Origin of the sequence: Marinitoga sp. 1137, from assembly GCF_001941525.1 — a bacterium.
In the GTDB taxonomy this organism is placed as follows: Bacteria; Thermotogota; Thermotogae; order Petrotogales; family Petrotogaceae; genus Marinitoga; species Marinitoga piezophila.
Genome location: NZ_CP009471.1, coordinates 374,533 through 401,345, shown reverse-complemented (window position 1 = coordinate 401,345; position 26,813 = coordinate 374,533). Strand labels below are relative to the sequence as shown.

General features: G+C 29.1%; 31 protein-coding genes and 3 tRNA genes. 3 read left to right on the top strand and 31 right to left on the bottom strand.

From position 1 onward, the window contains the following. Position 1: 1 nt before the first annotated feature. The 17 genes from LN42_RS02090 to LN42_RS02010 all read right to left on the bottom strand — a co-directional run bounded on the left by LN42_RS02090 (position 2) and on the right by LN42_RS02010 (position 14,474). Positions 2-775, bottom strand: coding sequence for a hypothetical protein (locus LN42_RS02090; protein WP_014295884.1), 774 nt, complete (start codon positions 773-775; stop codon positions 2-4). 22 nt (positions 776-797) lie between these two features. After that, positions 798-1,052 carry a hypothetical protein gene (locus LN42_RS02085; RefSeq protein WP_014295883.1) on the bottom strand — a complete coding sequence of 85 codons (255 nt, stop codon included), beginning with the start codon at positions 1,050-1,052 and terminating at the stop codon, positions 798-800. After that, positions 1,039-2,457: an exodeoxyribonuclease VII large subunit gene (gene xseA, locus LN42_RS02080; protein WP_075780250.1), complete on the bottom strand. Its 1,419-nt coding sequence runs from the start codon at positions 2,455-2,457 to the stop codon at positions 1,039-1,041. The genes LN42_RS02085 and xseA overlap by 14 nt, the downstream gene beginning before the upstream one ends. Next, positions 2,444-3,133 carry a 16S rRNA (cytidine(1402)-2'-O)-methyltransferase gene (rsmI, locus tag LN42_RS02075; RefSeq protein ID WP_014295881.1) on the bottom strand — a complete coding sequence of 230 codons (690 nt, stop codon included), beginning with the start codon at positions 3,131-3,133 and terminating at the stop codon, positions 2,444-2,446. The genes xseA and rsmI overlap by 14 nt, the downstream gene beginning before the upstream one ends. Before the next feature lie 58 nt (positions 3,134-3,191). Beyond that, positions 3,192-3,278 (bottom strand) — tRNA-Leu (locus LN42_RS02070). A 22-nt stretch (positions 3,279-3,300) separates the two neighbouring features. Continuing rightward, positions 3,301-3,984, bottom strand: coding sequence for a redox-sensing transcriptional repressor Rex (locus LN42_RS02065; protein ID WP_014295880.1), 684 nt, complete (start codon positions 3,982-3,984; stop codon positions 3,301-3,303). Between the two features lie 23 nt (positions 3,985-4,007). Continuing rightward, complete coding sequence (gene leuS / locus LN42_RS02060; protein WP_041638726.1) at positions 4,008-6,491, bottom strand: leucine--tRNA ligase; 2,484 nt, start codon at positions 6,489-6,491, stop codon at positions 4,008-4,010. Between the two features lie 69 nt (positions 6,492-6,560). Continuing rightward, complete coding sequence (locus tag LN42_RS02055; protein WP_014295878.1) at positions 6,561-7,184, bottom strand: hypothetical protein; 624 nt, start codon at positions 7,182-7,184, stop codon at positions 6,561-6,563. Continuing rightward, the gene (locus LN42_RS02050) at positions 7,181-7,810 is read right to left on the bottom strand and encodes a sigma-70 family RNA polymerase sigma factor (protein WP_075780249.1); all 630 of its coding nucleotides are present in this window, start codon (positions 7,808-7,810) and stop codon (positions 7,181-7,183) included. Before LN42_RS02050 ends, LN42_RS02055 begins: the two co-directional genes overlap by 4 nt. A 1-nt stretch (position 7,811) precedes the next feature. Further along, a complete protein-coding gene (locus LN42_RS02045) occupies positions 7,812-8,558 on the bottom strand; it encodes a class I SAM-dependent methyltransferase (RefSeq protein ID WP_075780248.1) in 747 nt (248 codons plus the stop codon). Between the two features lie 65 nt (positions 8,559-8,623). Further along, positions 8,624-8,701, bottom strand: a tRNA-Thr gene (locus LN42_RS02040). A 98-nt stretch (positions 8,702-8,799) separates the two neighbouring features. Beyond that, complete coding sequence (gene pduL, locus LN42_RS02035) at positions 8,800-9,387, bottom strand: phosphate propanoyltransferase (RefSeq protein WP_014295875.1); 588 nt, start codon at positions 9,385-9,387, stop codon at positions 8,800-8,802. Between the two features lie 18 nt (positions 9,388-9,405). Continuing rightward, complete coding sequence (yqeH, locus tag LN42_RS02030; RefSeq protein ID WP_075780247.1) at positions 9,406-10,527, bottom strand: ribosome biogenesis GTPase YqeH; 1,122 nt, start codon at positions 10,525-10,527, stop codon at positions 9,406-9,408. A 17-nt stretch (positions 10,528-10,544) separates the two neighbouring features. Further along, positions 10,545-11,315: a YdcF family protein gene (locus LN42_RS02025; RefSeq protein ID WP_075780246.1), complete on the bottom strand. Its 771-nt coding sequence runs from the start codon at positions 11,313-11,315 to the stop codon at positions 10,545-10,547. A 27-nt stretch (positions 11,316-11,342) separates the two neighbouring features. Further along, positions 11,343-12,251, bottom strand: a complete 909-nt coding sequence (murB, locus tag LN42_RS02020) for a UDP-N-acetylmuramate dehydrogenase (RefSeq protein WP_075780245.1) — start codon at positions 12,249-12,251, stop codon at positions 11,343-11,345. Beyond that, the gene (locus LN42_RS02015) at positions 12,248-12,862 is read right to left on the bottom strand and encodes a hypothetical protein (protein ID WP_014295871.1); all 615 of its coding nucleotides are present in this window, start codon (positions 12,860-12,862) and stop codon (positions 12,248-12,250) included. The genes murB and LN42_RS02015 overlap by 4 nt, the downstream gene beginning before the upstream one ends. Position 12,863: 1 nt before the next feature. Then, positions 12,864-14,474, bottom strand: coding sequence for a DNA repair protein RecN (locus LN42_RS02010; protein WP_075780244.1), 1,611 nt, complete (start codon positions 14,472-14,474; stop codon positions 12,864-12,866). A 157-nt stretch (positions 14,475-14,631) separates the two neighbouring features. Here LN42_RS02010 and LN42_RS02005 point away from each other — a divergent pair, with 157 nt between their 5' ends. From LN42_RS02005 to LN42_RS01995, 3 genes are all read left to right on the top strand, one after another. After that, positions 14,632-15,153 carry a DUF402 domain-containing protein gene (locus LN42_RS02005; RefSeq protein WP_041638434.1) on the top strand — a complete coding sequence of 174 codons (522 nt, stop codon included), beginning with the start codon at positions 14,632-14,634 and terminating at the stop codon, positions 15,151-15,153. A gap of 66 nt (positions 15,154-15,219) precedes the next feature. Continuing rightward, a complete protein-coding gene (locus LN42_RS02000) occupies positions 15,220-16,077 on the top strand; it encodes a sugar transferase (RefSeq protein ID WP_075780243.1) in 858 nt (285 codons plus the stop codon). Between the two features lie 46 nt (positions 16,078-16,123). Next, positions 16,124-16,198 (top strand) — tRNA-Glu (locus LN42_RS01995). A gap of 65 nt (positions 16,199-16,263) precedes the next feature. Here the strand turns inward: LN42_RS01995 and LN42_RS01990 are convergent. From LN42_RS01990 to LN42_RS01925, 14 genes are all read right to left on the bottom strand, one after another. Next, positions 16,264-16,827, bottom strand: coding sequence for a hypothetical protein (locus LN42_RS01990; RefSeq protein WP_075780242.1), 564 nt, complete (start codon positions 16,825-16,827; stop codon positions 16,264-16,266). Next, entirely contained in the window at positions 16,824-17,123 is a 300-nt protein-coding gene (locus tag LN42_RS01985; protein WP_075780241.1) for a hypothetical protein, read from the bottom strand. Before LN42_RS01985 ends, LN42_RS01990 begins: the two co-directional genes overlap by 4 nt. Next, entirely contained in the window at positions 17,110-17,439 is a 330-nt protein-coding gene (locus LN42_RS01980) for a phage holin, LLH family (protein ID WP_075780240.1), read from the bottom strand. Before LN42_RS01980 ends, LN42_RS01985 begins: the two co-directional genes overlap by 14 nt. Positions 17,440-17,609: 170 nt before the next feature. After that, positions 17,610-17,987, bottom strand: coding sequence for a hypothetical protein (locus LN42_RS01975; RefSeq protein ID WP_014295864.1), 378 nt, complete (start codon positions 17,985-17,987; stop codon positions 17,610-17,612). Positions 17,988-17,991: 4 nt separating this feature from the next. Beyond that, on the bottom strand, positions 17,992-18,252 hold the full coding sequence (locus LN42_RS01970; protein ID WP_014295863.1) for a hypothetical protein: 261 nt from the start codon (positions 18,250-18,252) through the stop codon (positions 17,992-17,994). 4 nt (positions 18,253-18,256) lie between these two features. After that, the gene (locus LN42_RS01965) at positions 18,257-19,024 is read right to left on the bottom strand and encodes a metallophosphoesterase (RefSeq protein ID WP_075780239.1); all 768 of its coding nucleotides are present in this window, start codon (positions 19,022-19,024) and stop codon (positions 18,257-18,259) included. A gap of 60 nt (positions 19,025-19,084) precedes the next feature. Further along, positions 19,085-19,525, bottom strand: a complete 441-nt coding sequence (locus LN42_RS01960) for a hypothetical protein (protein ID WP_075780238.1) — start codon at positions 19,523-19,525, stop codon at positions 19,085-19,087. Then, positions 19,522-20,163, bottom strand: coding sequence for a Panacea domain-containing protein (locus LN42_RS01955; protein ID WP_075780237.1), 642 nt, complete (start codon positions 20,161-20,163; stop codon positions 19,522-19,524). Before LN42_RS01955 ends, LN42_RS01960 begins: the two co-directional genes overlap by 4 nt. A 122-nt stretch (positions 20,164-20,285) precedes the next feature. Beyond that, positions 20,286-20,849, bottom strand: coding sequence for a C40 family peptidase (locus tag LN42_RS01950; protein ID WP_075780236.1), 564 nt, complete (start codon positions 20,847-20,849; stop codon positions 20,286-20,288). After that, positions 20,842-21,075 carry a hypothetical protein gene (locus tag LN42_RS01945; protein ID WP_075780235.1) on the bottom strand — a complete coding sequence of 78 codons (234 nt, stop codon included), beginning with the start codon at positions 21,073-21,075 and terminating at the stop codon, positions 20,842-20,844. The genes LN42_RS01950 and LN42_RS01945 overlap by 8 nt, the downstream gene beginning before the upstream one ends. Next, positions 21,072-21,476: a hypothetical protein gene (locus LN42_RS01940; RefSeq protein WP_075780234.1), complete on the bottom strand. Its 405-nt coding sequence runs from the start codon at positions 21,474-21,476 to the stop codon at positions 21,072-21,074. The genes LN42_RS01945 and LN42_RS01940 overlap by 4 nt, the downstream gene beginning before the upstream one ends. Then, the gene (locus LN42_RS01935; protein WP_075780233.1) at positions 21,476-24,991 is read right to left on the bottom strand and encodes a hypothetical protein; all 3,516 of its coding nucleotides are present in this window, start codon (positions 24,989-24,991) and stop codon (positions 21,476-21,478) included. Before LN42_RS01935 ends, LN42_RS01940 begins: the two co-directional genes overlap by 1 nt. A 48-nt stretch (positions 24,992-25,039) precedes the next feature. Continuing rightward, positions 25,040-26,113: a hypothetical protein gene (locus tag LN42_RS01930; RefSeq protein WP_075780232.1), complete on the bottom strand. Its 1,074-nt coding sequence runs from the start codon at positions 26,111-26,113 to the stop codon at positions 25,040-25,042. Continuing rightward, a complete protein-coding gene (locus LN42_RS01925; RefSeq protein ID WP_075780231.1) occupies positions 26,076-26,813 on the bottom strand; it encodes a GIY-YIG nuclease family protein in 738 nt (245 codons plus the stop codon). Before LN42_RS01925 ends, LN42_RS01930 begins: the two co-directional genes overlap by 38 nt.

Here is a 26,813-nt window from a genome sequence, read left to right as displayed (position 1 = left end):
TTCATCCCTCGTTTAATTGGTTTTTATCAATGAATTTTCTTAATGCCAATCCAATTTTTTCAAGTAAAGAATACATATCTCTATTTTTATTTAATCGTTTTAATATGGTCCAGAATAACCATATGCCTACAATAATACCTATTGAATCGTATATTAAGTCCATCATTGTATCAAATAAGCTTCCTTCCTGAGCTAAACGATAACCGGGATATCCTGCAAAGATTAAATCAGAAGTAAATTCAAATATTTCCCAAATTGTTCCCATGCTTAATGCAACTGAAAAGGTATAAAAGTTGACTTTTAAAATAAGAGTAGGGATTTTTTGTCTTGAAAAAGTTAGTTCAAGAGATAATATCAGCGGGAAAATAATTAATGCCAGCCATATTCCTCCCGTTAAATGCAAAATATCATCAAAAGCATCATATTTGTCGTAAAAATCAAGGAAAAGTCCAAAAAAACTATGTAGAGCTATTTGAATTATGGTAAAAGTTTTAATTTCTTCAAAAATAACAAAATTTGTCATCCATTCAAAAGCCCATACAAAATAAACTCCTAATGCGTATATTGTATATCCAATAAAATATGGGAGATTAAAATTGTAAATTGAACCAATGATGGGAATTATATTTATAAGAGAAAAGAATAAGTTAAAATGATGAATTATTTTATAATACTTTTTATTTGGTGAAAATAAAGCTTCTCGTATTTCTGGTTCTTTAAAGAGAAATTTTGAAACTTCATAACTTTCTTTTTTTATATATTCAACTACTTTCAACAGGACGCCTCCTTAATTGAAATCAATCAAAATTTTTTTTAATTTCTTCGAAAGCTTTATCTATTTTTTCTTTTTCTTCTTTTGCAAGAATTAGTTTTTCTCTTGCTATTATAAGAAGGTCAAGACTTTTTTTGTATATTTCCAAAGCATATTCCACATCAAGATCATTGTTATGTTGAAAAGTATATGAAATCATTTCAAGCATAGACAAAATATCTTTAAAGGTCATTTTTTTAATATCACTTTTCTTTAAGGATAAAATTTCATCTATTGTCATTTTTTTCTCCTCCAATATTGTTATAATAATTTATACTTTCTATTTTCCCTTTGGCTTCACCATCTTTGAATTTGATTTCTACAGGATCTATTTTTAAATTTTTTATGGTATTGACAATTTCTCCATTTTGAATGACAATTGCACCGTTGCTTAAAAATGCACTAAATGGGCTATTTTGAGTTATTTTGATATATAATTCATCAATGCGTTGAAAGGACATATTTAATTTATTTTCCATATTTTTTTGAATAAGATTTTTTTCATTATTAATTACAGAAGAAAAGTTTATCAGTTTATTATTAATATGATTTGAAATTAAGTTTATAAAATCTAATCTGGAATTAAGTGCTTTCTCATTCATTTCAAAGAATTTGTTTATGTTATTGATTTTATTCGACATTTCCTTTAAGTATTTTTCTTGATTTTTTGTGATGTTATTAAAATAAATGGATAGATTTTCAGATAAGTTTTTTAGCTTAATTTCTGTTGTTGTAAAATTAGAGTTTATTTCATATATAATATTCTGAAATTTTTCATGTAATGTTTGGTGAAAGAACTCAATTTGATTATTAATAGCCCTTGCAACTTCGGTTGGAGTTGAAAATCTTATATATGAAACAAAATCAAGAATTGTGGTATCCTGTTCGTGCCCTATACCAGTAACAATTGGAATTTTGTTATTTGAAAAATAAGCTATATGTTGAGCCAGATTAAAATCATCAAAATACATTAAGTCAGCTTGAGAACCGCCACCTCTTATAATAACTACTAAATCATAATCTATTTTTGATTTTAAAATATTTTTTAAAGCACTTATTATCCCTACAGGAACTTCTACCCCCTGCATGGGTGATGGATAAAGATGGATTAATGGTGGATATTTTGTTTTGTTTATATTTTTTACAAAATCTCCATAACCAGCTGCAGTTTCTGAAGAAATTACAGCTATTTTTTTTATTGGAGGTAACATTTCCAAAGTATTATTTGCTGTTCTTAAAAGACCTTCCAATTTAAGCTTATTTAAAATGGCTCTTCTACGTTTTTCAAGTTTGGATTCACCTACTGGTGAAAGAGATTTTAAAGTAATAGCAATATTTGAAGATGATGGCCAAAAAGATAATCTTCCAACAATTTTCCAGCTTTTATTTTCTAAATCAGAAACATCTTTTAATTCTAAATTTTCAAGTAAAGTTTTTACATAATAACGTGAAAGGAATATGTTTATTTTGTATGTTTTACCAGTTCCTAAACGCTGAGACACCTCAATGAATAAATCTTTTGAGGTACTTAATTTAGCTCTTGATATATCTCCTATAAAAGTAATAGAATCAGAAAATAATTCAGTTGTTTTTAATTCTGAACTTACCCAATCTATTAAAGAAATTAAATCTTTAAACTGTTTCATTATTGCTATCTCTCCCGGATAAAACTACAGTAATTTCACCACGAACCTTATTTTCAGAAAAATGAGCCAATGCTTCGCTTACCTTTCCTCTAAATAATTCCTGATGTATTTTCGTCATTTCACGAGCTATAAAAATATCCCTATCGCCAATAATTTCCAGAATTTCTTTTAATGTATTGACAAGACGTTGTGGGGATTCGAAAAATACGAAAAGTATATCGATATCCTTTATATTTCTTAAAACTCTTCTTTTATTTTTTCCTCTTGGTAAAAAGCCATAAAACATATATTTAGATCCAGGGAATCCACTTAAAGCAATTGCAGCAGAAGGAGCATTTGGACCCGGAATAATGTCAATTTCTATTCCTTCCTCCCAGCATTTATTAATCAATTGGTATCCCGGATCAGAAATAACAGGCATACCAGCGTCGCTAACAAGAGAACAAATGTTTTTTTGCTTTACAATATCAAGAGCTTTTTTAAGTACTTTGTTTGCATTATATTCGCTAAAAGTAAATAATTCTTTTTTTCCAATTTCAAGACTATTTAGTAATTTTACGGTAACTCTCTTGTCTTCAACGAAAATAACGTCGGATTCTTTTAGAGTTTCAACAGCTCTTAAAGATATATCCTTCAAATTTCCAATTGGTGTTCCAATTATGTATAATTTTCCCATAAATTCACCTCAGTATAAAAAATAATTAATAGAAAAAACCGGCATTTAGCCGGTTTGGTGGTGCCGAGAGCGGGACTTGAACCCGCACGGGCAAAAGCCCATATGATCCTGAGTCATACGCGTCTGCCAGTTCCGCCATCTCGGCACAATTTTATTTTTGAATGACTTTATTGTTCTTCAGTATTATTATTGTTTTCTTCGACAACTTCGTATATTTCTTTATATTGAGAAACAATTTCATAAGTTAATGCCTTTAATGAAACTGTGAAATCAACATTTTCAACAGCAATATTTTCCGGCAATTGTAAAGCTATAGGTGTAAAATTCAAAATTCCCTTTATTCCTGTTTCAACTAACTGATCAGCAACCTTTTGTGCAGTTTTACCAGGAACTGATAATATAGCGATTTCTATATTTTTTTCAGAACAAACTTTTTTTAACTCTTTGATATCATACACAAGAACTCCTGCGGCGATTTGAGTTCCGATTTTTTTCTTATCTTTATCAAAAGCAGCTTTTATAAAGAAACCATTTTGTTCCAAACCGGTATAATTTGCAATAGCTGAACCAAGATTACCTACACCAATGATAGCTACATTCCATCTTCTGTGTAAACCAAGAATATTTTTAATTGACTTCATTAGTTTTGGAATATCGTATCCTACACCGCGTTTTCCAAATTCTCCAAAATAAGATAAGTCTTTTCTTATTTGACTTGCTTTTATTCCAAGTGATTCTGCAAGGTCTTTAGATGATGTTTTTTTTATTCCAGCACTTTCCTTGTTTTCGAGGCATCTATAATATATTGCCAATCTTTTAATTGTTGGTTTAGGTATTTTTGGATTTTTCATAATTACCCCCTGCCTATAAAAATTTATTTATTTTTCACAACGATATTTAATAATTTTCCTTTTACAAGGATAACCTTTTTAATTTCTGCATTTTCTACATATTTTTTAATTTTATCTAATTCAAATGCTTTTTCTTTTATTTCATCTTCGCTTGCAGATGCATCAACAATCATTTTATCTCTAACTTTTCCATTAATCTGGATAACAATTTCAATTTCATCAACTTTTAGAGCTTCTTCATCAACTGTAGGCCACTGTGCATTTAGCACGAAATCTTCATGTCCCATCATTTCCCACAATTCTTCAGCAAGATGTGGCGCAAATGGTGAAATAAGTATAACAAAATCTTCAGATAATTCTTTAAGTAAATCTTTATTCCATTTTTCTTGTGGAACAGAATTTAGATAGGCATTTAATTCGTTAATAAGCTCCATCATACCACTAATTGCTGTGTTGAATTGGAAGTTCTTTTCAATATCATTTGTTATCTTTTTAATCATTTGATGTAATTTTCTTCTTAAATTCTTCTCTTCTTTTGTTGTTAAGTTGATATTATTAATATTGCCATCTTTTGAGAATTCAATGATCTTTGTCATTGAATTCCACACTTTATTCATGAATCTTGCAACACCTTCTAATCCTGCATCATTCCATTCAGCATCTTTTTCAGGAGGACCCATAAATAACATGTATAATCTCAAGGTATCAGCACCGTATTTTTCTATCATTTCATCTGGTGAAACTACATTTCCCTTAGATTTTGACATTTTTGCTCCGTCTTTGTAAATCATACCCTGAGTAAAGAGATTTGAGAATGGTTCTTCAAAATTAACATAACCAAGATCATGAAGAACCTTTGTTATAAATCTTGAGTAAAGCAAATGCAATATAGCGTGTTCTACACCACCAATATATTGATCTACGGGAAGCCAGTAATTTACGTCATCTGAATCGAATGGTTTGTCCTCCATTTTTGGATTAATATATCTCAAATAATACCAGCTACTGTCAACAAATGTATCCATTGTATCAACTTCTCTTCGTGCGGGACCTCCACACTTTGGACATGTTGTATTTATAAAATCTTCGTTTGTTGCCAATGGACTTTTTCCAGTAGGTTCGAATTTTACATCTGTAGGTAATTTTACAGGTAAATCCTTTTCAGGAACAGGAACTGTTCCACATTTTTCACAATACACTACAGGTATAGGTGCTCCCCAGTATCTCTGTCTTGAAATTAACCAGTCTCTTAATTTGTATTGAATACTTTTTTTACCATAACCATTTTCTTCAAGCCACTCTACAATTTTTGTAAGAGCTTCTCTGTTTTTCATTCCATTGAATTTGTCGGAATTAATCATTATTCCATCTTCTGTGAAAGCTTCTTCTAAATCTTCTGCTTTTAATTCTTTATCTTTTGGAGTAATAACAACTCTAATTGGAAGATTGAATTCTTTAGCGAATTCAAAGTCCCTCTGGTCATGAGCTGGGACAGCCATAATAGCACCAGTTCCATATTCAAATAAAATGTAATTAGCAACGTATATAGGGATTTTTTCTCCATTTACAGGATTAACAGCATAACTTCCAGTAAATGCACCATCTTTTTTAGCTCCCTGCGCAATTCTCTTAAATTTATCTTCTTTATTTACTCTATTTAAGAATGATTCTACTTCTTCTTTTTGTTCAGGGGTTGTTAATTCTTCAACGAGTGGTGATTCTGGAGCTAATGCCATAAATGTAACGCCCCATAATGTATCAGGTCTTGTTGTAAATACTTTTAATTCTTTATCTGTTCCGTCGATTTTAAAGTTAACTTCAGCACCAACACTTTTTCCTATCCAGTTTTTCTGCATTACTTTTACATTTTCAGGCCATCCTTCAAGTTTTTCGAGATCATTTAACAATCTTTCAGAGTAATCTGTTATTTTGAAATACCATTGTTCAAGTTTTTTCATTTCAATATCTGTTCCACATCTTTCACATTTCCCATTAACTACCTGTTCATTTGCAAGAACAGTTTTACAGCTTGGACACCAGTTTACAGCTGCATGTTTTTTGTATGCAAGTCCTTTTTCGTATAATTTTAAGAATATCCATTGTGTCCATTTATAATAATCTTCTGTACATGTAGCAATTTCTCTATCCCAATCATAACTTATACCGATTTTTTTAATCTGTTCTCTAATCGTTTCAATATTTTTAAATGTCCATTCTCCAGGATTTACGTTACGTTTTATTGCTGCATTTTCTGCAGGTAATCCAAATGCATCATAACCAAAAGGATGCAAAACATTGTATCCCTGCATTTTTTTATATCTTGCAACAACATCACCTATAACATAATTTTTAACGTGTCCAACATGAATAGTTCCTGAAGGATAAGGGAACATTGTGAGTACATAATATTTTTCTTTTTCATTCCTTTGTTCCGTTTTAAAAACATTTTTATCGGACCATTTTTTTTGCCATTTTTTCTCTATTTGAATATGATCGAATTCCATGATCTTCCCTCCTATTACCCAAGTGATAACTTTCTCATTTATTATACCAGATTTTTTGTGAAATATCAAATTTTATTTACCTCTTATTGTTGGAATATAAAGGTTTAGGTCCTCTGAAATATTATCAAGCTTTGAAGAAGGCATTTTTTTTAATCTGCGTTGGCCAGGTTCTTGAATTAAAAAGTAAACATTATCTGGATTTGCTGTTTGTATTTTGGCGTCATAAGGTATATCAATTGTATATGAGGTTTTTACAGACGGATCTTTAAAAAAATAAAATTTATAAGGATTTAATCCTGGTTTTAGCATTCCCTGAAATATATATTTGCTATTTTTATTTTTAATTCCTATCCAGACTTCTCTTGATCCGGTAATATATATTTGAAAGTATCCTACATTCTGATCTTCCTGAGCTAGAGTTAGAAGTTTTTCAAGGTCGCTTAGATGTTTTTCAAGGTTTGTTTTATAGTTTATAAATTTTTCAACAACGCCATTAGGAGCAAAATATTTTTCTAATTCTGATAGTTTCAAATTCATTTGTGAAAGTGAGTCAGTTACCTTGGCATTTTGTCTATTGAACATACTTTCCATATAATTTTTGAATTTAGCATATCTAAATTCATTAGAAATTGATAATGTAATAGATATTATTGAAAGCAATATTGCTATGTATAAAAGAATGCGTGTGAACTTCATAATGTCCCTCCATTGGATATGGTATTATTTACATATTTCATTACTCTATTTGCTATTTTTTTGAATTTTTGAATGGTATTATCAACCTTTTTCTTTGGAACGCCAATATTTTGTGAAATTTCATCGTATGAATTATTTTCCAACCACATTTTTACAATATCTTTTTCTAGGTCTTTCATTTGATCTATAGTTCTTTCAAAAATATAATTATATATAGCCGATTGATGAAGATTAACTTCTGAAGGTACTTCAAAGTAATAATCGGAATCTTCAGAATAGTTTTCAAACATTGATTCAATACTTACAGCATCAGAAAGAACTTTATTTTTTTCTCTGTTGAGATATGTAATAAAAGATTTTATTTCAGAAGAAATATTAAGATAAGCAAATGTAGAGAATTTGGTGGTTTTTTCTTCATTATATGAATAGACAGCCTGAATTAATCCAACATAACCAATTTGCATTAAATCTTGAAATTCTGCCCAGGCACCAAAATATTTAGAAGCAATAGATATGATCATTGGCTCGAATTTAGCAATGATCATATTTAATGCTTCATTATCTCCAGCTTGTGCTAATTTAACAAGTGCTTTTTCTCTTAAGGTACGTAATTTATATTTACTCATATTATTTCACAACCATATATAAAAGGTGTTCAGCAGTATCATAAAAACTTTTTGAAAAATGCAATTCTAATTCTAATACGTCAGCCCAATATTTTGAGAAATCTTCATTAAATTCCCAGGTAAATGGCATTATTGAGAAAATATCAACTTTTTTAAATTTTTTGTGTAAAAGATTATATAAGGAATCATAAGTAAAAAGGTTAGATTTAAATGACATTATATTTGAAACCCCCACCTTCGCAGTTTTGAATTTCTCCATTGATTTTATTATACCAAATTCTTTTGAAAAAAAAGCATCGAGGATAAATTTATTTAAATTATCGACAGTTCCAATAAAGATACCGTCTTTTTTTAAAACACGGTATACTTCTGAGATAAATAAGTTTATATCTTCAGAATAGCTTAATACATCTCCCATAGCAATTATAATATCAAATGAGGAATTTTCAAAAGGTAAATTTTCTCCAATTCCTTTAAAAACTTTTAAATTTGTTTTTTTAAATCTTTCTTTAAGCGTATTAACCATATTTTCAGCAGGTTCTAAGGCATAAACATCGAAACCGTTATCAAGGAAAATTTTACTCCAAAAACCAGTTCCTGCTCCAACGTCGAGCAATTTTCCATTAGAAATATCTATATTATTAAAAATAATTTTTTCAGAAACAGCATTATGCATTTGCCAGTATGAATCCTCATACATTTCATCATATTCTTTTGCTATTTTGTTGTAATATTCCCATGATTTCATAAATGTTCCTCCAGAGAAAAATAAAAATATAAAATAAAAACCCCGAATTAATCGGGGTGTTACTATGGAGCAGGTGATGGGACTCGAACCCACAACCTCTGCCTTACCAAGGCAGCGCTCTAACCTGTTGAAGCTACACCTGCAAACCCAGTCTATTATACTATAAACTTATAAAATAGTCAAGAGTTTTTCTAAAAAAATAATCTATAAAAATAAAGAAAAGCCGGTTTTACCCGGCTTCTTATAATTCAACTATTTTAACTTCATCTCCTGTTTTTAATAAAGCAGCATTTGCTTCATCTGTATCAACATGAAATTCTAAAGCATATTTTGGACTTACCCTTACTAAAACGTCACCAAAAATAAGTTTTCTATCACCTTTATCAACAATTACATATACAAGGTCTTTATCTTTAACGCCATATTTTTCTGCATCTTCTGGTAACATGTGAATATGTCTTTTTGCAAGAATTAAACCTTTTTTAATTTCAACTGAACCTTTTGGTCCTATTAATTTAATTCCAGGTGTTCCATCTAAGTCTCCTGAATCTCTAACAGGTGCTGTTACTCCTAATTTGAAAGCATCTGTTTGTGAAATTTCAACCTGTGTTTCTTTTCTAACAGGACCTAAAACTCTTACTCTTTCTATTTTTCCTTTAGGTCCTTCAAGAGTAACAACTTCTTCAGCTGCATACTGACCTGGCTGTTTTAAATCTTTAATTGGATGTAATTCATATCCTTCACCGAATAAAATTTCTAAATCTTCTTTTGAAAGATGAACATGTCTGTTTGAAACGCCAACAACAATGCCTGGTTCCTTTACTTTCATTATAATACACCTCCGTATTTAAATAATATTTCCTTTTTTAGGAGAAATTAAAGGTTTTCTTATTACCATTTCTATATTTTTAGGTTTTACTACTTCAATATTCAAAGGACCTCTTCTTACAGATATCCACCCAAGGCCCGGCAATGCCAACTCTTCGTTTTCTTCAATCATCACTATTTCCTTTTCATATTCAATATCTAAAGGATAATTTTTCTCATATGGCGGATATAAAACTTCGCCTATTCTATTTTGCAATAAATCTTCCACGCGTTCTTCTTTGGTTTGATGGAAAGAAATATTTTCAGGTGCAAATATTAAGAATATTGGTTTTAAATCATCATGAGCAGGTGATAATATCTTAAATCTAAATAGTGAACTGATAAATATAACTTTTCCAACGTCGGGTTTAAATGTTTTTCTGCTAATAGTTCTTTTAGGAATCATTTCAACCTGAGTGTATATGTCAAAAAAATCTGTAAATCTATTATTTGTTTCAATTCCAGGTGTATCATATAATTCAATACCATAATCAGGAATTTTTCTCCTTACAACTCCTAAAGTTGTTCCTGGAAATGAACTTGTTGTTATTTTTACATTTGTTATTGTATTAAGTAAAGATGATTTCCCAACATTTGTTGTGCCAACAACAATAGCCTTATTAATATTTTGCCCTTTTAAAATCTTCATCAATCTATTTATACCAAAATTCTTTTTCGCACTTATTAAACGAATATTATCTTTTTTAATATTTAAGTCATTTTTTACTCTTTCTAATACCCAATCCTTTAATTCAGTAAAAGCAACGCTTTTGGGAAGTAGATCAACTTTGTTGATGATTAAGAATACATTTTTATCTTTTACTAATTCAAGTATTTGTTTGTCATAGGTACCTTCAAAATCAATTATATCAATAACCCATAGAACGGTATCGAAATTCTTGATAATCTTTTTTAATTCAGAAAGGAAATTAATATCGATTTTCATAGGCATTAATTCGCCATAATGTTTTAATTTAAAACATCTCTGGCATAATGCTTCTTCTTCATTTGAAAGGAATTTCTCAAAAACATGTTCAGGTAAAAAACCAGGCTTTTGAGGGTCAACAGTTTGTATTTCAACTCCGCAACCGTGACATTTCATATACAATCACCCCATTTTTATTTTGTTATTGAAAAGAAAATTAAACCAAGATATTCATGAAATGCGAGCGCATTAGCATATAATGCAGATATATCAGGTTTAAAATCTATCCATGTAACTTTTCCTCTGGTAACTAAATAGTTTGAAGGAACAGGAATAATTTCAACATCTTTTATATATGTTTTAAAAATTTTATATGAACGTGGTAAATGAATAGCCGATGTAACAAGATATACCTTTTCTAATTTCATATTATCAATTAAGTTTTTTACAAAAATAGCATTTTCTTTTGTTGTCATCGAATCAGGTTCCATAAATATGTCTGATGGTGAAACCCCAAATCTTACAAGATATTCCCTCATTACTAATGCTTCTGGTATATAATCAGTTTCTGGTAAACTTCCACCGCTAATGACTATAGGAAATTTTGTATTTTTATATAATTCATATCCCTTAAAAACCCTTTTGAAAGCCTGATCAGATAATTCTCCTATTTCTTCACCAGGAATGTTTTGAATAGAACCTCCACCGAGAATCACTATTATAGAAGGAATATTTTTATCTATTTTTTCATAGTTAATTGGTGGATATAAATCTTCCAAAGGGCGAGTAATATATCTTGCACTATATGGAATTGATAATAGGTAAATTATAGCCGCGACAATTATAACATACTTTTTGAAATTTTTCTGTTCCTTTGATTTTAATAAAAGGAGAATTACAAGGGCAACAAATAAACCCGGTAATTCAATAAAAGATTGTATAATTTTTCTTATTATTATTGCCATAAAACCCTCCTTTTAGCATTTGAAAAATTAATCCCAGATTTCCGGTTCAACTTTTAAGTCTTTATTATATTTTTCTTTAACAATTTTTTTTACATGATTAATAAGTTGCTGAACATCTTCAAAAGTAGCATTTTCTTTATTTATAATAAAACCTCCGTGTTTTTCGGAAATTTGAGCTCCTCCAATTGAAAATCCTTTTAAATTGAGTTTTTCAATTGTGGTGCCTACATAAAAAGTTGGTTCTGGTCGCTTGAATATGCTTCCTGCACTTGGATATTCTAAAGGTTGTTTACTCCAGCGCTTTTCCAACAAATTAAAAATCTCTTGTTTTATTTTTTCATGAATTCCCTTTTTTAATGCAATTGTTGCCCCTAAAATAATCAGATTATTTTTCTGAAAAATACTTGTTCTATAACCAAACTTACAGTTTGAATTACCTAAAAAAAGTATTTTTTTTGATTTTAGATCATAAACTTCAACAGTTTCGATTATGTTTTTCATTTCTCCACCATACGCACCAGCATTCATAAAGATTGCCCCACCTAAACTTCCGGGAATTCCACATGCAAATTCCATTCCGCTTAAACTGTTTTCCATAGCAATAAAAGACAATCTTGAAAGCGGAATTCCACTTTCAGCAATAATTTTTTCATTTTCAATTTCATATCCAGAAATATATTCAGTACTTATAACAACAAAATCATGAAATTTATCGCTAACAATTAAATTAGCACCACCACCTATTATTTTATACTCTATATTATTTTTATCAAGATAATTCAAAACCTCAATAAAAATATTTTTTGTTTTTGGAGTAACATATAATGCTACTTTTCCCCCAATTCTAAATGTTGTGTGTTTAGACATGGGTTCGTTTATTAAAACATTACAACCCATAAGATATAAATCTTTTGCTATTGTTTCAAGGTTGTTCATTTCAACATCCACTCCAGCATTTCTGATATTTCATCACCTGCTGGATGTTCTTTAACTATAGGTAATAAATCTTTATTTTTCACCAACATTTTTTGTATAGAATCAAGAATTAATGCTTTTTGCTGTTTAGAAATATTTTCAGTATATTTATTGAGTAAATAGTTAATGCTTTTGCTAACAGGAAGTTCAGCCATTGCCATAACAGCCAATTCCTGTATTTCGCCTTCATCGTTTAAATAAGTAGCAAGAATATCAAGATATTTCTCATCTTTTGTTAGTCTTAATAGTGCTTCTATGATTATTGGAAAAGCTCTTTCATCAGAATAAAGTTCGAGCATTCTTTCAAGATATGGGGCTAATTCTTTACATTCTAATTCTGATAAGATGTCTATTAAATATAACATGACTACATCATCAAGATTTTTTTGATTGAATCTTTTTAAAAATTCTTTAAATAAGTATTCTTTTGCTTCAGCACCCATTATATCTATTATATCCATTATTAGTTCATATGTTTCAGCATCACTGTCTTCCATCATATCAATCAATATAGGAATAGCTGTTACACCTTTTTCCTCGATTATTCTTTGTATAACATCTTCTCTTTTCATATTATTCCACCTCTTTTTCAAATACTATTTCACCATACATTTCTTTTATCTCTTCTATTCTTTCATCTTTGTTTAATTCCTTTAAGTTTGAGAAGGTTATTCCATCCTCTTCGTATTTGTAAATCTTAAAATGTTTATCCGCATAATTGGCAACCTGAGGCATATGTGTTATTACAATTAATTGTTTGTTTTTAGAAAAATCCTTCAATTTTTTACCTATAATATCAGCCATTCTCTGACCAACACCAGAATCAATTTCATCAAAAAGCATCGTTTCAACAATATGCATATCTCCAAGCGCCTTTTCTATAGCTAAAACAATCCTTGAGAGTTCACCGCCTGAAGCAATTTTTTCAATAGGTAGTAATGGCGATTGTTTAGTAGTTTTAGCTTTTAATCTTATACTATATGTTCCATATCTTGAAGGTTCTTCTAATTTTGAAAATTCAAACTTAATTTCTGTATGTTCCATATTTAAATTTTTGAGTTCTGTTTTAATGGATTTTTCGATTTTTTTGAGAACTGTTTCACCCTGAATCCTTATTTCTTCGCCAATTTTGAATAGCTCTTTTTTTATTTTATCCATAGTTGGTTTTAATTCGTTTATAAGCTTTTCCAATGAAAGAAGTTCATCTAATTCTTTTTTAAATGAATTATAATGTTCAAAAACATCTTCAAGAGTAGGCCCATATTTTCTTTTTAAATTATTGATTTCACTTAATCTATTTGATATTTCCTCAAATTTTTCCGGGTCACTTTCAATTTCGTATAATTTATTTTCAACTTCACTGTATAATTCGTTTATTAAATCCTGAATTGAAACGGCAATATCGAGTTCTGAAGAATATCCATATTCAGAAATATCAGATAAATCATCAACAACTTCTCCAATTAAAACATCTATGTTTTCTTCTTCATCTTTCAATAAAGCTAATGTTTTCGAAAGTTTATTCTTGATTTCTTCTATATTGCTTAATTTCTTATATTCTTCACGTAATTTTTCATCTTCATCTTCTTCTGGGGAAATGCTTTCTATTTCGTCAATTTGGTATTTTAATATATCAATTTTTCTATAAATTTCAGAAGGATCATCAGGAATTTTACTCATTTTGTTTTTTAAAGTAGTATATTCTTTAAATTTTAAATTATATTTTTCAATAAGAGAATTCAATTCCTTTTTTAGTATATTATATGCCAATAAATTGTGATATGAAGGTGTCCTTAATAATACTTGGGAATCTTGAGTATGAACTTCCATAACATATGAACCAATTTTTTCTAAAAAACTTTTTGGGATAATAGTTCCATTAGCTCTAAAGACAGCTCTTTTTTCGGTGAAATTTACATTTAAAATAATCTCGTCATTTTCTAAATTTAAAAAATCTTCAATTTCTTTTTTTATTTCATCAGAAACAGTAATAAAAGCTGAAATAGATCCATTTTCTCCTCTCAAATTTTTTGGTATATTACCACTTAATAATGATATTAGGGCTTTAATAAACATGGATTTTCCAGCACCAGATTCTCCGGTTATAACATTTAACCCTTCGGAGAAATCAACAGAAATATCTTTAAATAATCCAAAATTTTTTATTGATAATGAATGAATCATATGGCACCTCCAACATCCGTAGATTATTTATATTTTACCTCATTTTCTTTAATTTTAGAAATCATTGTAATGAATTCAAAAATTTGACGATTGTAATCATTTATGTTATAATAAATTTAACCTTAATTTTACTTTAGTTTAAGAGGGAGAGATGAAAATGAAAGATTATATTTTCTATTTAAATGAAAAAAAAGAAACTCTTGTTTCACCTACAAGAAAAGTAGAGGTTAATATTGATGAAATAATGGAATTTGATAATTATTATGGTATAGAAAGAAAGTGGATAACACTTGATAATCATAATTCCATAGAAAAAATTAAAAGATTAGTTATACCTGAAAAATTAATAATGCTTACCACATTTAAAACAGCTTTTAATTCACCTCTTAAAGATTATTTGATTTACATTGACTTCGGTAAATATTCATCAAAAAATAACAGTATTGAATTTATAGATTTAGAATTGGATATTATTATAAAAAGAGATTTGAAATTTGTAATTGATGATATGGATGAATTGATTTTGGAATATAGAAGAAAAAATATCCAGCAATCTGATTTCTTTAATGTATTGGAATATAGCACATTTTTAATAAATCATTTTGAACAACTTGGTGTTTTAAACACATTAAAACAAAATTTATCTGATGAATCTATTGAATGGTTATTAAATATTTAGGATTATTGAAAACTACGGTGAAATATTTATTGAAGCCTATTTAATGTAAATTCAGGAGCGATTAAAATGAAATATCTTGTAATTGGTAAAAAGGAAGATTTTAAAAAAATATTAGATGAAATAACACTAAAAACAAATAATAAAATGCAATTTGGCGGATATTTAAATCCGAATCCGACCTCGTTTAAAGAAAACCTAAAGTATTTTGATAGGATTTTAATTGCCGATCCTTCATTGGAACACTATATAAAAAAAGAGTTAGAAGATGCACAAAAGAATGGTTATATTATAGAAATATTACCTGAAATTGCTGAAAAATATTTACAGAGAATTCCTTTAATTGTATTAAAAAAATTCAAATATTATTATTCTGAATTTTTTATTGAAAAAAGTGAAAATAGATTTCTTGATATAATTATAACTTTATTATTTTTAATTATTGCTTCACCATTATTAATAGTAATATATACCATAAACTATTTTATGTTAGGGAAACCTGTAATATTCAAACAAACTCGAGTTGGGAAAAATGAAAAAAATTTTTTGATGTATAAATTTAGAACAATACACAATAATCATATTAATAAATTCTGTAAGTTTTTAAGAAAAACAAGGCTTGATGAATTGCCACAATTTTTTAATGTATTAAAAGGAAATATGAATTTTATAGGTCCAAGACCGGAAATGATTTCATTTCATGATATGTGCATGGAAAATATAGAATTTTATAATTATCGTCTTTTGGTAAATCCTGGTATTACAGGCTGGGCTCAGGTTAAATTTAAATATACAACAAACCTGGAGGATTATAAAATAAAAACAGAATATGATCTTTATTATGTAAAAAATAAAAGTTTGTTACTCGATATAAAAATATTATTATTAACCTTTTTAGCAATTTTTAAAGATCAAGGTTCTTTATGATATTTACAAATATAAAATTTTATGGTATAATAGGATTGCAATTTATGGCCCCATAGGATAACGGCTAGTCCATCGGATTCTCAGTCCGAGAGTCGGGGTTCGATTCCCCGTGGGGCTACCAGACGTAATCCATATAAGTATGGAAAATGGCAGCGAAGATAAATTTAACCGCTGCCTTTTTTATTTTTATATCACTTTTACAAACTCCGGACTTTTAGCAATATCATCCGGACTTATAAATTCAAGATTATCTTTTATCTTAACTCCAGCATCTGCATATATTCTTGCAATCATTTCAGAACATATATAAGCATGTGGATTATCGAATTTCAAACTGTTTTCAAATTCTTCTTCATTTGCAACTATTCCAACTATTTCAGAAATGCTATTTAAAATCAAGCTTTGTAGATCATAAGGCTTATTAATATATTTTGTTGTTTTACCATCTATAAAAGCTTTTAAATCATCTTGGATTCTTTCTCTAATTACTGCTTTTACTCTTTTATTTCTATGTCTAAAAACATCAAATTTTGAAAGTACTGAAATCGGATATTTTGCAATATGAACTCCATTCAGCCAGCTTGCCATAATATATCCATTTCCAATGTACATCTCAGCGTGAAGATAATCCTGATCCGTTAAATTTTTTATTAATTTTGCTGTGTTCTGCCCCAAAAGAGAGGCGATTATTTTGAAGGTTTCAACACTTTCTGTAGGAAGTAGTAGAATATCCCCAATTTCTAATTTCATTTTCTCACCTTCTCAATTTTTTTAAGTCTTACTAAGAAAGATTTTTTATTATCTATATATACATATTCCTCAACGATGTATCCTGGATACTTCATCGCTAGAATTTGTTTTGCTTCTTCCCATGAATCGGAATAAACATATACGTCAATTGTAGCATCTTCTTCTTGATTTAAGTATTGTTCTACAACTACTTTACTTTGTTCTGAGTGTTCTAATTCTGTTACAGCGAAAGGCAAAATAAGAGCAATAATTCCAGCTGCAATTACTAACCAAAGTTTCCAATCACTCAAGTTCATTACTTTCATCTCCTTTCTCTAAATTCATATAAAAGACCATGCTTTCAATTATTGTGTCTATTATTCCATCAGAAACGTTAATGTGTAAATCTTTCAGCATGTTTTTAGCAACAGTTTTTGCATATTTCTTTTTTTGATTTCCGTGTAAGTCTTCAATTTTTGATACTTGCTCTACATATTCCACGGCATGTTTTATTACCTTCCTTATAGTTTTAACTTCGCTTTCAAGTTTTTTGGATTTCAATAACGAATTTACAAGGATATACACAATGCCAACAGCTACATACACAATGGTTTTTAATAAAACTTCTTCCACAAATAACACCTCCTGAAAAGTTTTCTATAAAAGGATTACACGCGCTAAAATTTGAAGGTATTAGCGCTGTTTTTTATACTTTTATGATTGTTTATATATAAATAAAAAAATAACACCTTTATAGGCGCTATATCTTTTTAAGGTTATATTTCAGTTTGTTTTCTTGAATATTACTCAATAATTTTGAAGAATGTATGCTTCACTCCTTCAAATTTTGCAGCTTCAACCTTAAAAATTGTACTCGGTTTTTTCCCTGTTAAATTGAAAAAGAACAGATCACGATATACTGGACTTGATCTTAATTCAATAAATGCTCTATCCACAGCTTTGATACTTTCTTCCATTGCATCTCTTGACACATTGTTTATAACTATTTTCCTATTGTATCCAAGAAAATCTTTTTCCAAAGGATTGAATTTATATTTTTTTTGATGTAACCATCTATTCCAACCAACACAAGCAACAAGGAATTTTTCAAATGCGCTACAATTCTCACACTCTCCCATAACTGCAATAGCAAGCTTTGCTCTATAATCTTCCCAATCCATATTCTCAACCTCCAAAGAATTTCCCAATTAAAAAGCCTATAATTCCTGTTCCTAACGCACTACCTATTGCACCTAATAACCATTTTCCAGCTCTTCGTTCAAGTGCTTCGTTTACTTTTTTTGAGATTAAACCATTATGAAGTTCTTCATTTAGTTTATCTATTTTTTGAGTGAGATTTTCGATTTCTTCTTTAAGTTGAAGCAAAATAACATTATGCTCAACGTTTTTTAATTTTAAATCCCCAATTTCTTTTTCATAGTCCATATTTTCACCTCGCTAAAACTTCAACTTTATGATTTTTTTCTGTATAAAGACGTATTCTAAATATTCCTCTTGCTGTTGGTGCAAGTAATTTCTGCACCGCATATTTTTCATCATTCCATGCTGGAACAGTTACACCCACCACGTCTTTTTTTCGTATCTTTTTGTTCTTGGAATCATACTCAAAAATGGAAAACTTATGCATTTCTGGAACATGTGTATGTCCTGCCAAATAAATATCAATGCCAGTAATAACATCAAAAAAATATCTATGCTGTCTCATGCTTCTTTCTGGAAATCTTCCACCGCTTGAACCATGATGACAAGCTATTTTGTAGTTTATTCTATTCTTGCTTCCCCTAAGTTTTTTCCCTTTTTGTTTTAAATTAATATCAACAACCATAAGATCATCGCTATATGGAATACCTTTTTCTTCACATAATAATGCAATTGGATCAACTCCCACTTTTCTCCATGTTCGCCTTTCGTGATTACCACCAACAACTCCCAAAATTCTTTCCCTAAAAGCATTAAATAATGCATTTACCTGTTGGATAGTTTCATGTGGATTATCTCTTTGTGAATATACATCACCTAAAGAATTTGCAATAGCATTGTCAATTAAATCACCAAGAAAAATTATTTTTGCATCCTTTTCTTGTTCTAATGCTTTAATTATTTTGTTAAAATCTGAAGTTTCACTTCCTAAATGTAAATCTCCTATTGGCAAAATGTCAATATAATCTGTTTCAAATTCGTATGTTGCTACTTCCAAAATTCCACCTCCAAACATGAACAATAAAAAAAGAACCCCGAAGGGTTCTTTAGGATTAATTTATTTGAGTTTGTCTTTAATTTCTTCTTCAACCATATTACTTTTCAATACACCATTAATAATTTTCTCTAAAATTTCTTTAGATATTGGTTCTACAGGAATTATATTTAGTCTGTTTATTACATCATCAGGTGTATATTTCATTATACTCCAACACTGAAAAGCTGTTTCTTCTTTCAACCATTTGTGCGAATTGGGTGGGATCACTACTAAACTATCATCTGGTTCATTAAAAGCTTTTTTTCTTTTTTTGGCTTTCTCAACTCGTGACGTAGCTACAACTGTTAATACATCATCAAAAATAGGATTATTTATCACAACGTGATAATGCCTTTCTCCACCCGCAATATTACTATCTTTTATCCATAAAACACTTCCTTTTTTTATTTTTACTTTTTTGTAATATTCTTGGATTATTTTAACTGTATTCCAATCCGTCATAAGTTTAAAATCCCCATTTCTTCTGCGTAATCTTTAGCAACTTCTAAAATTTCTTCGTCTATTTCAAATGGATCTTTTTCAAAACCATATTTTTTTAATCTTTTAATTTTTTCTTTTGAAGGATTTTCGAAAAAATCTATCATATTCATTTTTTCTGATTTTTTTATTTTTTGGTTAATAAGTTCTTCATATTTACTCCATTCAGGATAAATATGAGATATATCTGCTAATTCAAACTCATCAAACTTTCCAAAAGTATTCCAAGAAAACTCGAATGCTTCAATATCTGTTTTTGAAAAAACTTTAGAGTTAATTTTATTTTCATTTTTTAAACTTATATCATATATTTTATTTAGTTTATCTTTTTTTATATCTATAATTTCATGGAAATATGCAATATTTTCCTCATCATCAAAAGGATAATCTTGTGTTTTTATTAAATCGTATACATTTGATTGAACAGGGCCGAATCTCATAGCTACATATTTATCCCAAAAAATTGGACGACCATATTTTCTGATATGGTATCTTTCAGCAAAATATAATAATTTTATGGCTTTCATATAATTTAATTTGTTTCCATTTTTTTGGGCAAACCAAGCTATGGCTTGAACGGCTTTTTTATAATCAAAACGCACTTTATCACCCCCTCAGTATACTTAACGGGTATTAATTGTATTATTATTATACTACTTTTTTATAAAAAAATGAAGTGGGTTCCTTTACAACTGAGGGGATCAGAAAGTTTTTTAATGATAAATTAGTAAATTTTTGAAACTTTCAATGGTTTTCCAAATAGTGGTCTTTTTTGCCAGAAATTTTTGATAATTCTATTAGTTACAGCATAAATTTTAATTCCATCAGGTTCAGTTGTCGCATCCCATACCCAGATGTTTCCTACTTTATCAAGTTTATCAAATATAGCAACATGGTCAATTTTTCCATCATTATCAGTATCAAAAAATATAAGGTCTCCTTTTTCTATCTGAGCAAAAGATATTTTTTTGACATTATACCAATAAAGATTATTGGCAGAAACATCTTTAACAAGGGAGCTTTTATATTTAAACCATTTTACACCTATTTTATTGTATAAATAAATTATTAATCCTGAACAATCAAAACCGGTTTTAATAGATTGGCCTCCTAATTTATAAGGAGTTCCTTTTAAATGCGGCAATATATTAAACCAAACTTTTTTTTCCTCATCTGATATATTTCTTTGTTCCCATTTTGTAGGAGGAATAAGTTCAACATATAAATTATGAAACACCAAAATACTAATCGCTGTTAAAAAAAGAATCAAAGTAAATTTTTCACTCATTTTTTTTAACCACCTTTATTCCAGTATTTTTAATAGCATTTCTTAGCTGATTTTCATTATTTTCAATAATTCTTTTTAAAGCTTTTATATAGTTGCTTTCAATATGAGAATTATTTGATATGTCTATTATACTATGAACTATTAAGTATAATAAATCATCGGCTTTTATTTTGGAATCTTGTATAATTTCGTTTTTGGGCGGATTAAGTATTAATTTATATTTCATACAATAACCTCCTTATATTCAATTAAAGGATCATCAATAGTTATAAACCATTTTTTTTGTTCATCTTTTATTATATCTATTTCTATCGTATTATTTGATGCAGGAAGTGTTATTTTTTTGCCTGAATTTAATTTATTTCCAATTACTAATTGTACTTTTTTTATACTTAGATTACCGACAAAACTTATTTTTAAATTTCCCTTTTCTTTATTATAAGATATTTTAGCTTTCATTTTAGGTATAAGTTCATTGTTAAATACACAATAATCGTGAATATTAGGGATGTTATGAGGTATTATTAAAAAATTTAAATTTTTTTCTGGGTAACTTAAATCTTTGATATGCATAATGTCATCGAAAGCATATATAATTCTACCCTCGTTATTATATAATATAATCACTAAATCCCAGCCTCCTTTAAAACATAGTATCTAACATACTTTCCAGATGAATAAAAATTTCTTATTCGAATATAATTATTATATGTCCATGCCCAGATTCCCCACTCATGGGAACCCCAATTTTCCCAATATACATATAGTGGCCACTGTGAAACTGTATTAGATTCTCCATCTATATTTGAACCTTGAGCATATAAAAGTAAAGCAGGTCTATAACCTAAAGAAGGAAAATATATAGTAACAGTTTGACCACCATTTACATAAACAGTCCCTGTTTGATGAATTTTAAACATATTACTTTTACCATCAATTACAACAGTTCCAGAGTCATTTTTTAATTGAAAAGCTCCAGAAGTTATATATATTCCATCTCCGCCATTAGGTAAAGTCCCTCTTCCTATTTTTACTGCACCATTATTAACATCTATAATATCATTATTTAAATCAAATTTCGTTTTTCCTGAATTTCCTTTCAACACCCCAGCAGTTAATGTTCCTACATTTGCTGTAAGCGCTGAAAGTTCATTTACGCTTATATGATTTGCATAAACTTTATCTGCTGCTAACAAATCCGCAACTATACTATTTTTTGGAGCATTATCAGGTGTTAGTGTAATTGTAGGCGCAAGGTTTACTTCATCATAACCCGCTGGCGTGATTTGATTAATTTCATCTACAAGAGAGTTAGTGAAATAAGCAATTGCTCCAGAAGGAACGCTAAAAGCAGGTTGCATAATTAATTTATCTGCGGTTATAGTTCCAGCTGCTATTCTGTCTGCATCTAAATATCCTGTTTTTATTTTACTTGCGTCTATACTTGCTATTTTAGCGTCATCTACAGCCAAATCTGCTATTTTCGCATTTGTTATTGCTGCATCTTTTATTTTTGCTTCTGCAATACTTGCATCTTTTATATGTGCTTCTTGAATTACACCTGTTGCGATATTTGCGGCGTTGGTTATGATTTTGTTTGCTCCTATATGTTCTGCTAAAATACTTTCTGCCAATATATTATCTGCTTTGATTTTTACCATTTTATCAAGGTTAGAATATTCATAACCTTCTGGCACAAGTTGGTTTATTTCATCAACAAGTGAATTAGCCCAATATGCGATTGCTCCTTGTGGAAGAGAAATAGCTTTATATCCTAAACTTATATTTAAGTTTTCAATATCGTTTTGAGCGTCTTCCAAAATAGCACTTTCTAAATCTTCATCATAAACCTTTGCAGTTGTTGCTGAAACACTTGCACTCCAATTACTTATATTACCACTTTGATCTATAGCTCTAATTCTGAAATAATATGTTGTATTAGATGCTCCGGAATATGTAAAACTTGTTGTATTAAATTTTATGTTTTCTACATTTTGTGTAAATTCGCTATCAGTTGCTACTTGTAATTCATATTCTTTGAAATCTTCTTCTGAGTTTGCATTCCATGAAACCTGTATTTTTTGAAATAATCCTGTGGCTGTTAATCCTGCTGGAATCGCAGGTGGTGTTTCATCTTTTGCACTTGTTATGTTTTGCACTGCACTCCAGTTTGATTTCTTTCCTTCTGCGTCTAAAGCTCTTAATTTTACGTATATTGTTTTATTTCCTACTACTTCAAATTTCACGAGTGTTTCAGATGTTTTTATATAATTCCAGTCTGTTCCATCGTAACTCCATGCTAGTTCATATCCAATAAGATCGCTTTCTGTGTTTGCGTTCCACGATGCTTTTATAAAACTTAATCCATTCTCGTTTATTGTTGTTAATGATAGATTTAATGGAGTTGCAGGAGCTTTTCCGTCTAAATAGCTTGTTCTATTATCAACCGCATCAGTTTGCTTTTGAAGTGCTTGTACTTGCCCTTGAATTTCTTCGATTTGTGTTTGTTCAGAAGGTTTTACTACTGCATCCGACTTTATAGATTTGGTTATTATTTTATTATTAATATCAAAAGCTATATTTTTCCATTCTGTTATATCGATTACTGTTTCAAACTTTGATGAAGTAAGTTTATGATTAACTTTGTTGATAATGAATATACCATTTGCTATTCCTTTTGGTGCAAGAGAAACATTTATCAGATTTCCAGCGTAAATATCTGGATAAAATTCATTCATTCTAAGGTTAAAGTGTATTTCTTTTTCTGAGTTAGAATATGCAACATCAGCAACATTTGAAAGCATACTTTGATTTGAATAATAAGATTTGATTTTTAATTCTGAATCAGGTTCATTAGTTGTATTTGGAAGCACAACATTGTCTAAACTTATTTTCTTTATAGGTCTTCCTTTAAATCCAACATAATCAATTCTATAATCAACACTACTTGAAAGATTTGTAATTTTTAAAACTAGTTTTTCCGGATATGCTGTTAATTCATCAACTCTTATTAATCCGTTATCGTCACCTTGTTGAAAACTTCCTTTATCTTCAACTATAGTATCTCCTTCATATACTGTTAAAGTTACATATGTATCAAAATCTTTTCCATAGTCACTTGTGTATTCGAGTTCAAATGTAGCCTGTTTCCCAGCTTCTATTATTGCATTATCTCCCTGGAGTTTCGTATCTATAAGTAATTCTGTGTTTGTAGCTCCTATTTCATACCCTTCACTCTCAACAACAATTCTATTGTATTTTTTATCTTTAGTTAATTCATAATTTGCAAAATTATTTTCATTAATACTTACTACTGTTGTTGGTTCAGTGAAGTTTTCAATTCTCGTTCTATACTTTACTTTTCCTTCCGGACTTACTGATATTCTTCCTTGTGTAGCTTCTACAATTTCTTGAATCACTTGCCAATAAGTTTTATCTTGCCCTGCAATAAATACATCAAATGTCGTTGTTAATGATTGCAAATCGTGATAACTGCTATCTATTCCTGCTCTTGTTAATAAGTCTGCTATTATTGCATTAGGGGTCATTTGTGTATAAAGCAAAGGATTTTCCAGTTTCTTTTGAGAAGTTACCCATAATAAATCTTTTATTGCTATTTCTGCTTTTTTGTGTTTTTCTACTATACCATGTGCAGGTTTCCAACCATAGAAGAGTGGAATAACTATTGAATTTTCATCCTCATGAGAGGCAGTATATCCAACAGGTACTGTATCATTCAAACTTCCTAATAATGAATTTCTCCAATATTCAATTGTTCCTGCCGGTAAGTCTATTCCTTCTAACTCTTTTGAAACTATTAAATATATTTTCACTTCCCAAATTTTATTTAAATAATCATCATTTGTCGTTCCATTAATTTGTCCAGATGCAGGGTCAAAACTAGCATTATATTGTGTGGGTGTAAATTCATCATTTAGATTAGCAACTATAATTTTAGCTTCATCAAATGCTGGTTTGGAAAGTAATTGTATTCTATTTGTTGTTTTAACTTGTTGAACGTAATCGCTTAAGTCATACCAATTCGTTCCATCTATTTTTGCATAAAATAATATCTTTTTATATCTCGTTGGATCTCTAATATATTGCAAATAACTTTGATCTATGCTCAAAGGTTCGAACATTATTTTCACCTCGCTTTAAAAAGAAAAGAGAGCCTTACGCTCTCTTGATTATATTATTGGTATCTTAGCTGGTACTGCAAATGGTTTCTTTGCGTTGTAAATTTCTTGAATGAATTCGTCTGTCCAGATTACATTACCGTCTTTATCTTTATAATCTCCTATGAAAAGGTTTGAAATTAAACCGTTTAATAATCTTTGTTTTGTTCCACTATCTCCGATTTTAAACATATATTGTTTTACTGATTCATTGTTTATATTGTTTGTAAATGTAGTGTCCCAAAATAATGAATTTTCATCATATAATTTTATAAATCCTATATCATTATCAAAACCAATAACAACAAACCACCATTTGTTAGTTACATCTGAATTTGATATATAAGGACTTAATAACTCTATAGTATTTGCTTTTAATTTAAATTTACTAGTAATTTGCTCATAATAAAATCCAAAATCGTCAACGCTATTAGTATCATCAGGCGTTTGATCAAAAATCCTCGGATATGGATTATTTACTTTATTTATCTTAAACCATGTTGAAAATACTACATTGTTATAATCCCAATTTTGATTAAATTTAAATTGTCCATATGGTCTTGCACCATTCACGAAACTTGTTGAAAAGGCTTTTCTTTCTAATTGCATATTTTTTGCATATGATCGCCCTGATGAATTAAAAGGATAATGATAAACACCAAAAAATACACTTTTATTTGTTGGGTTTGGCATTCTAACCTGTAGAATACTTTTCTTAAAATCAAATGAAGGTATTGCAGTATTAATATTCCAACTCCAATCCCCGAACCAAAGATAAAAACGCGGATAACCATCGCCGGAGTCTTTTTTTCCTTCAAACTGCCAAGAATATGTGCAATATCCATCTCCTTCATCAATCCATGTTGTTTGTATTTTATCTGTAATATTCCATTGCAAAAATGGATACGTAGTTCCGGAATAAACTTTTCCGGGATCATAACCAGAAGTAGCTAATAAATTCTCCGTTCCCTCTTCCACTGCAAAACTTTTTACACCCTCGAACGGCACATCATCATCACGCAAAGTTACACACAAACTGCCATCATCGTTATAAATGAGGTTGTATGGTGTTTTTATCAAAGCCATGATTTATCACCTCTTTTGAAACAAATCTAAAGGTATATCCTTTTAAAGTTTTTATTCTCCCGTGCAAAACATCCGAAACTGATGAAGGAGATACATTTAAATCTAAAGCAATATCTTTCCTTTTTATATATATTTTTCCATCATCTCTCATAATATACATGTTTTTAGTTTTCTCATAACTTTCATATGGTGAAATCTTTTTTTTCCTATTAGGATATTTTCTCCCCTTTAATTTGTTTCTTATCTTTTCAATGGTTTTTTTACTTCTTGGATTTTTATATTGAAAATGTTTTTCGCCAGCTAACTTTCCTTTATTTTTCGAAGAAATTTTTTTTCGTGTTTCTGAACTTACCTTATGTCCTATTTTGGATGAAGATATTTTCTTTTTTGATATTTCTCTATAATATGAATCTAAAACATTATCGCCACCAGTTGTAAAATTAAATCCTTTTTCAAAGGTGTTGTATTTTTTTATATAAAATTGTTCCGCTTTTGCAGCAGTTATTTTGTCTAAACCGTCTCTTAATATTATAAATTCTACATTGTTTATCCCGACCTTCTTTAAAAAATAATGTATAGGTCTATTAAGATATTTTGTATTATACCTGTACTGCCTTATCCTATTTTTCATATTTTTTGTCATACCAATGTATATAATTTCAGAATTATATTTTATACCATATAAAGTATAATTATCCAT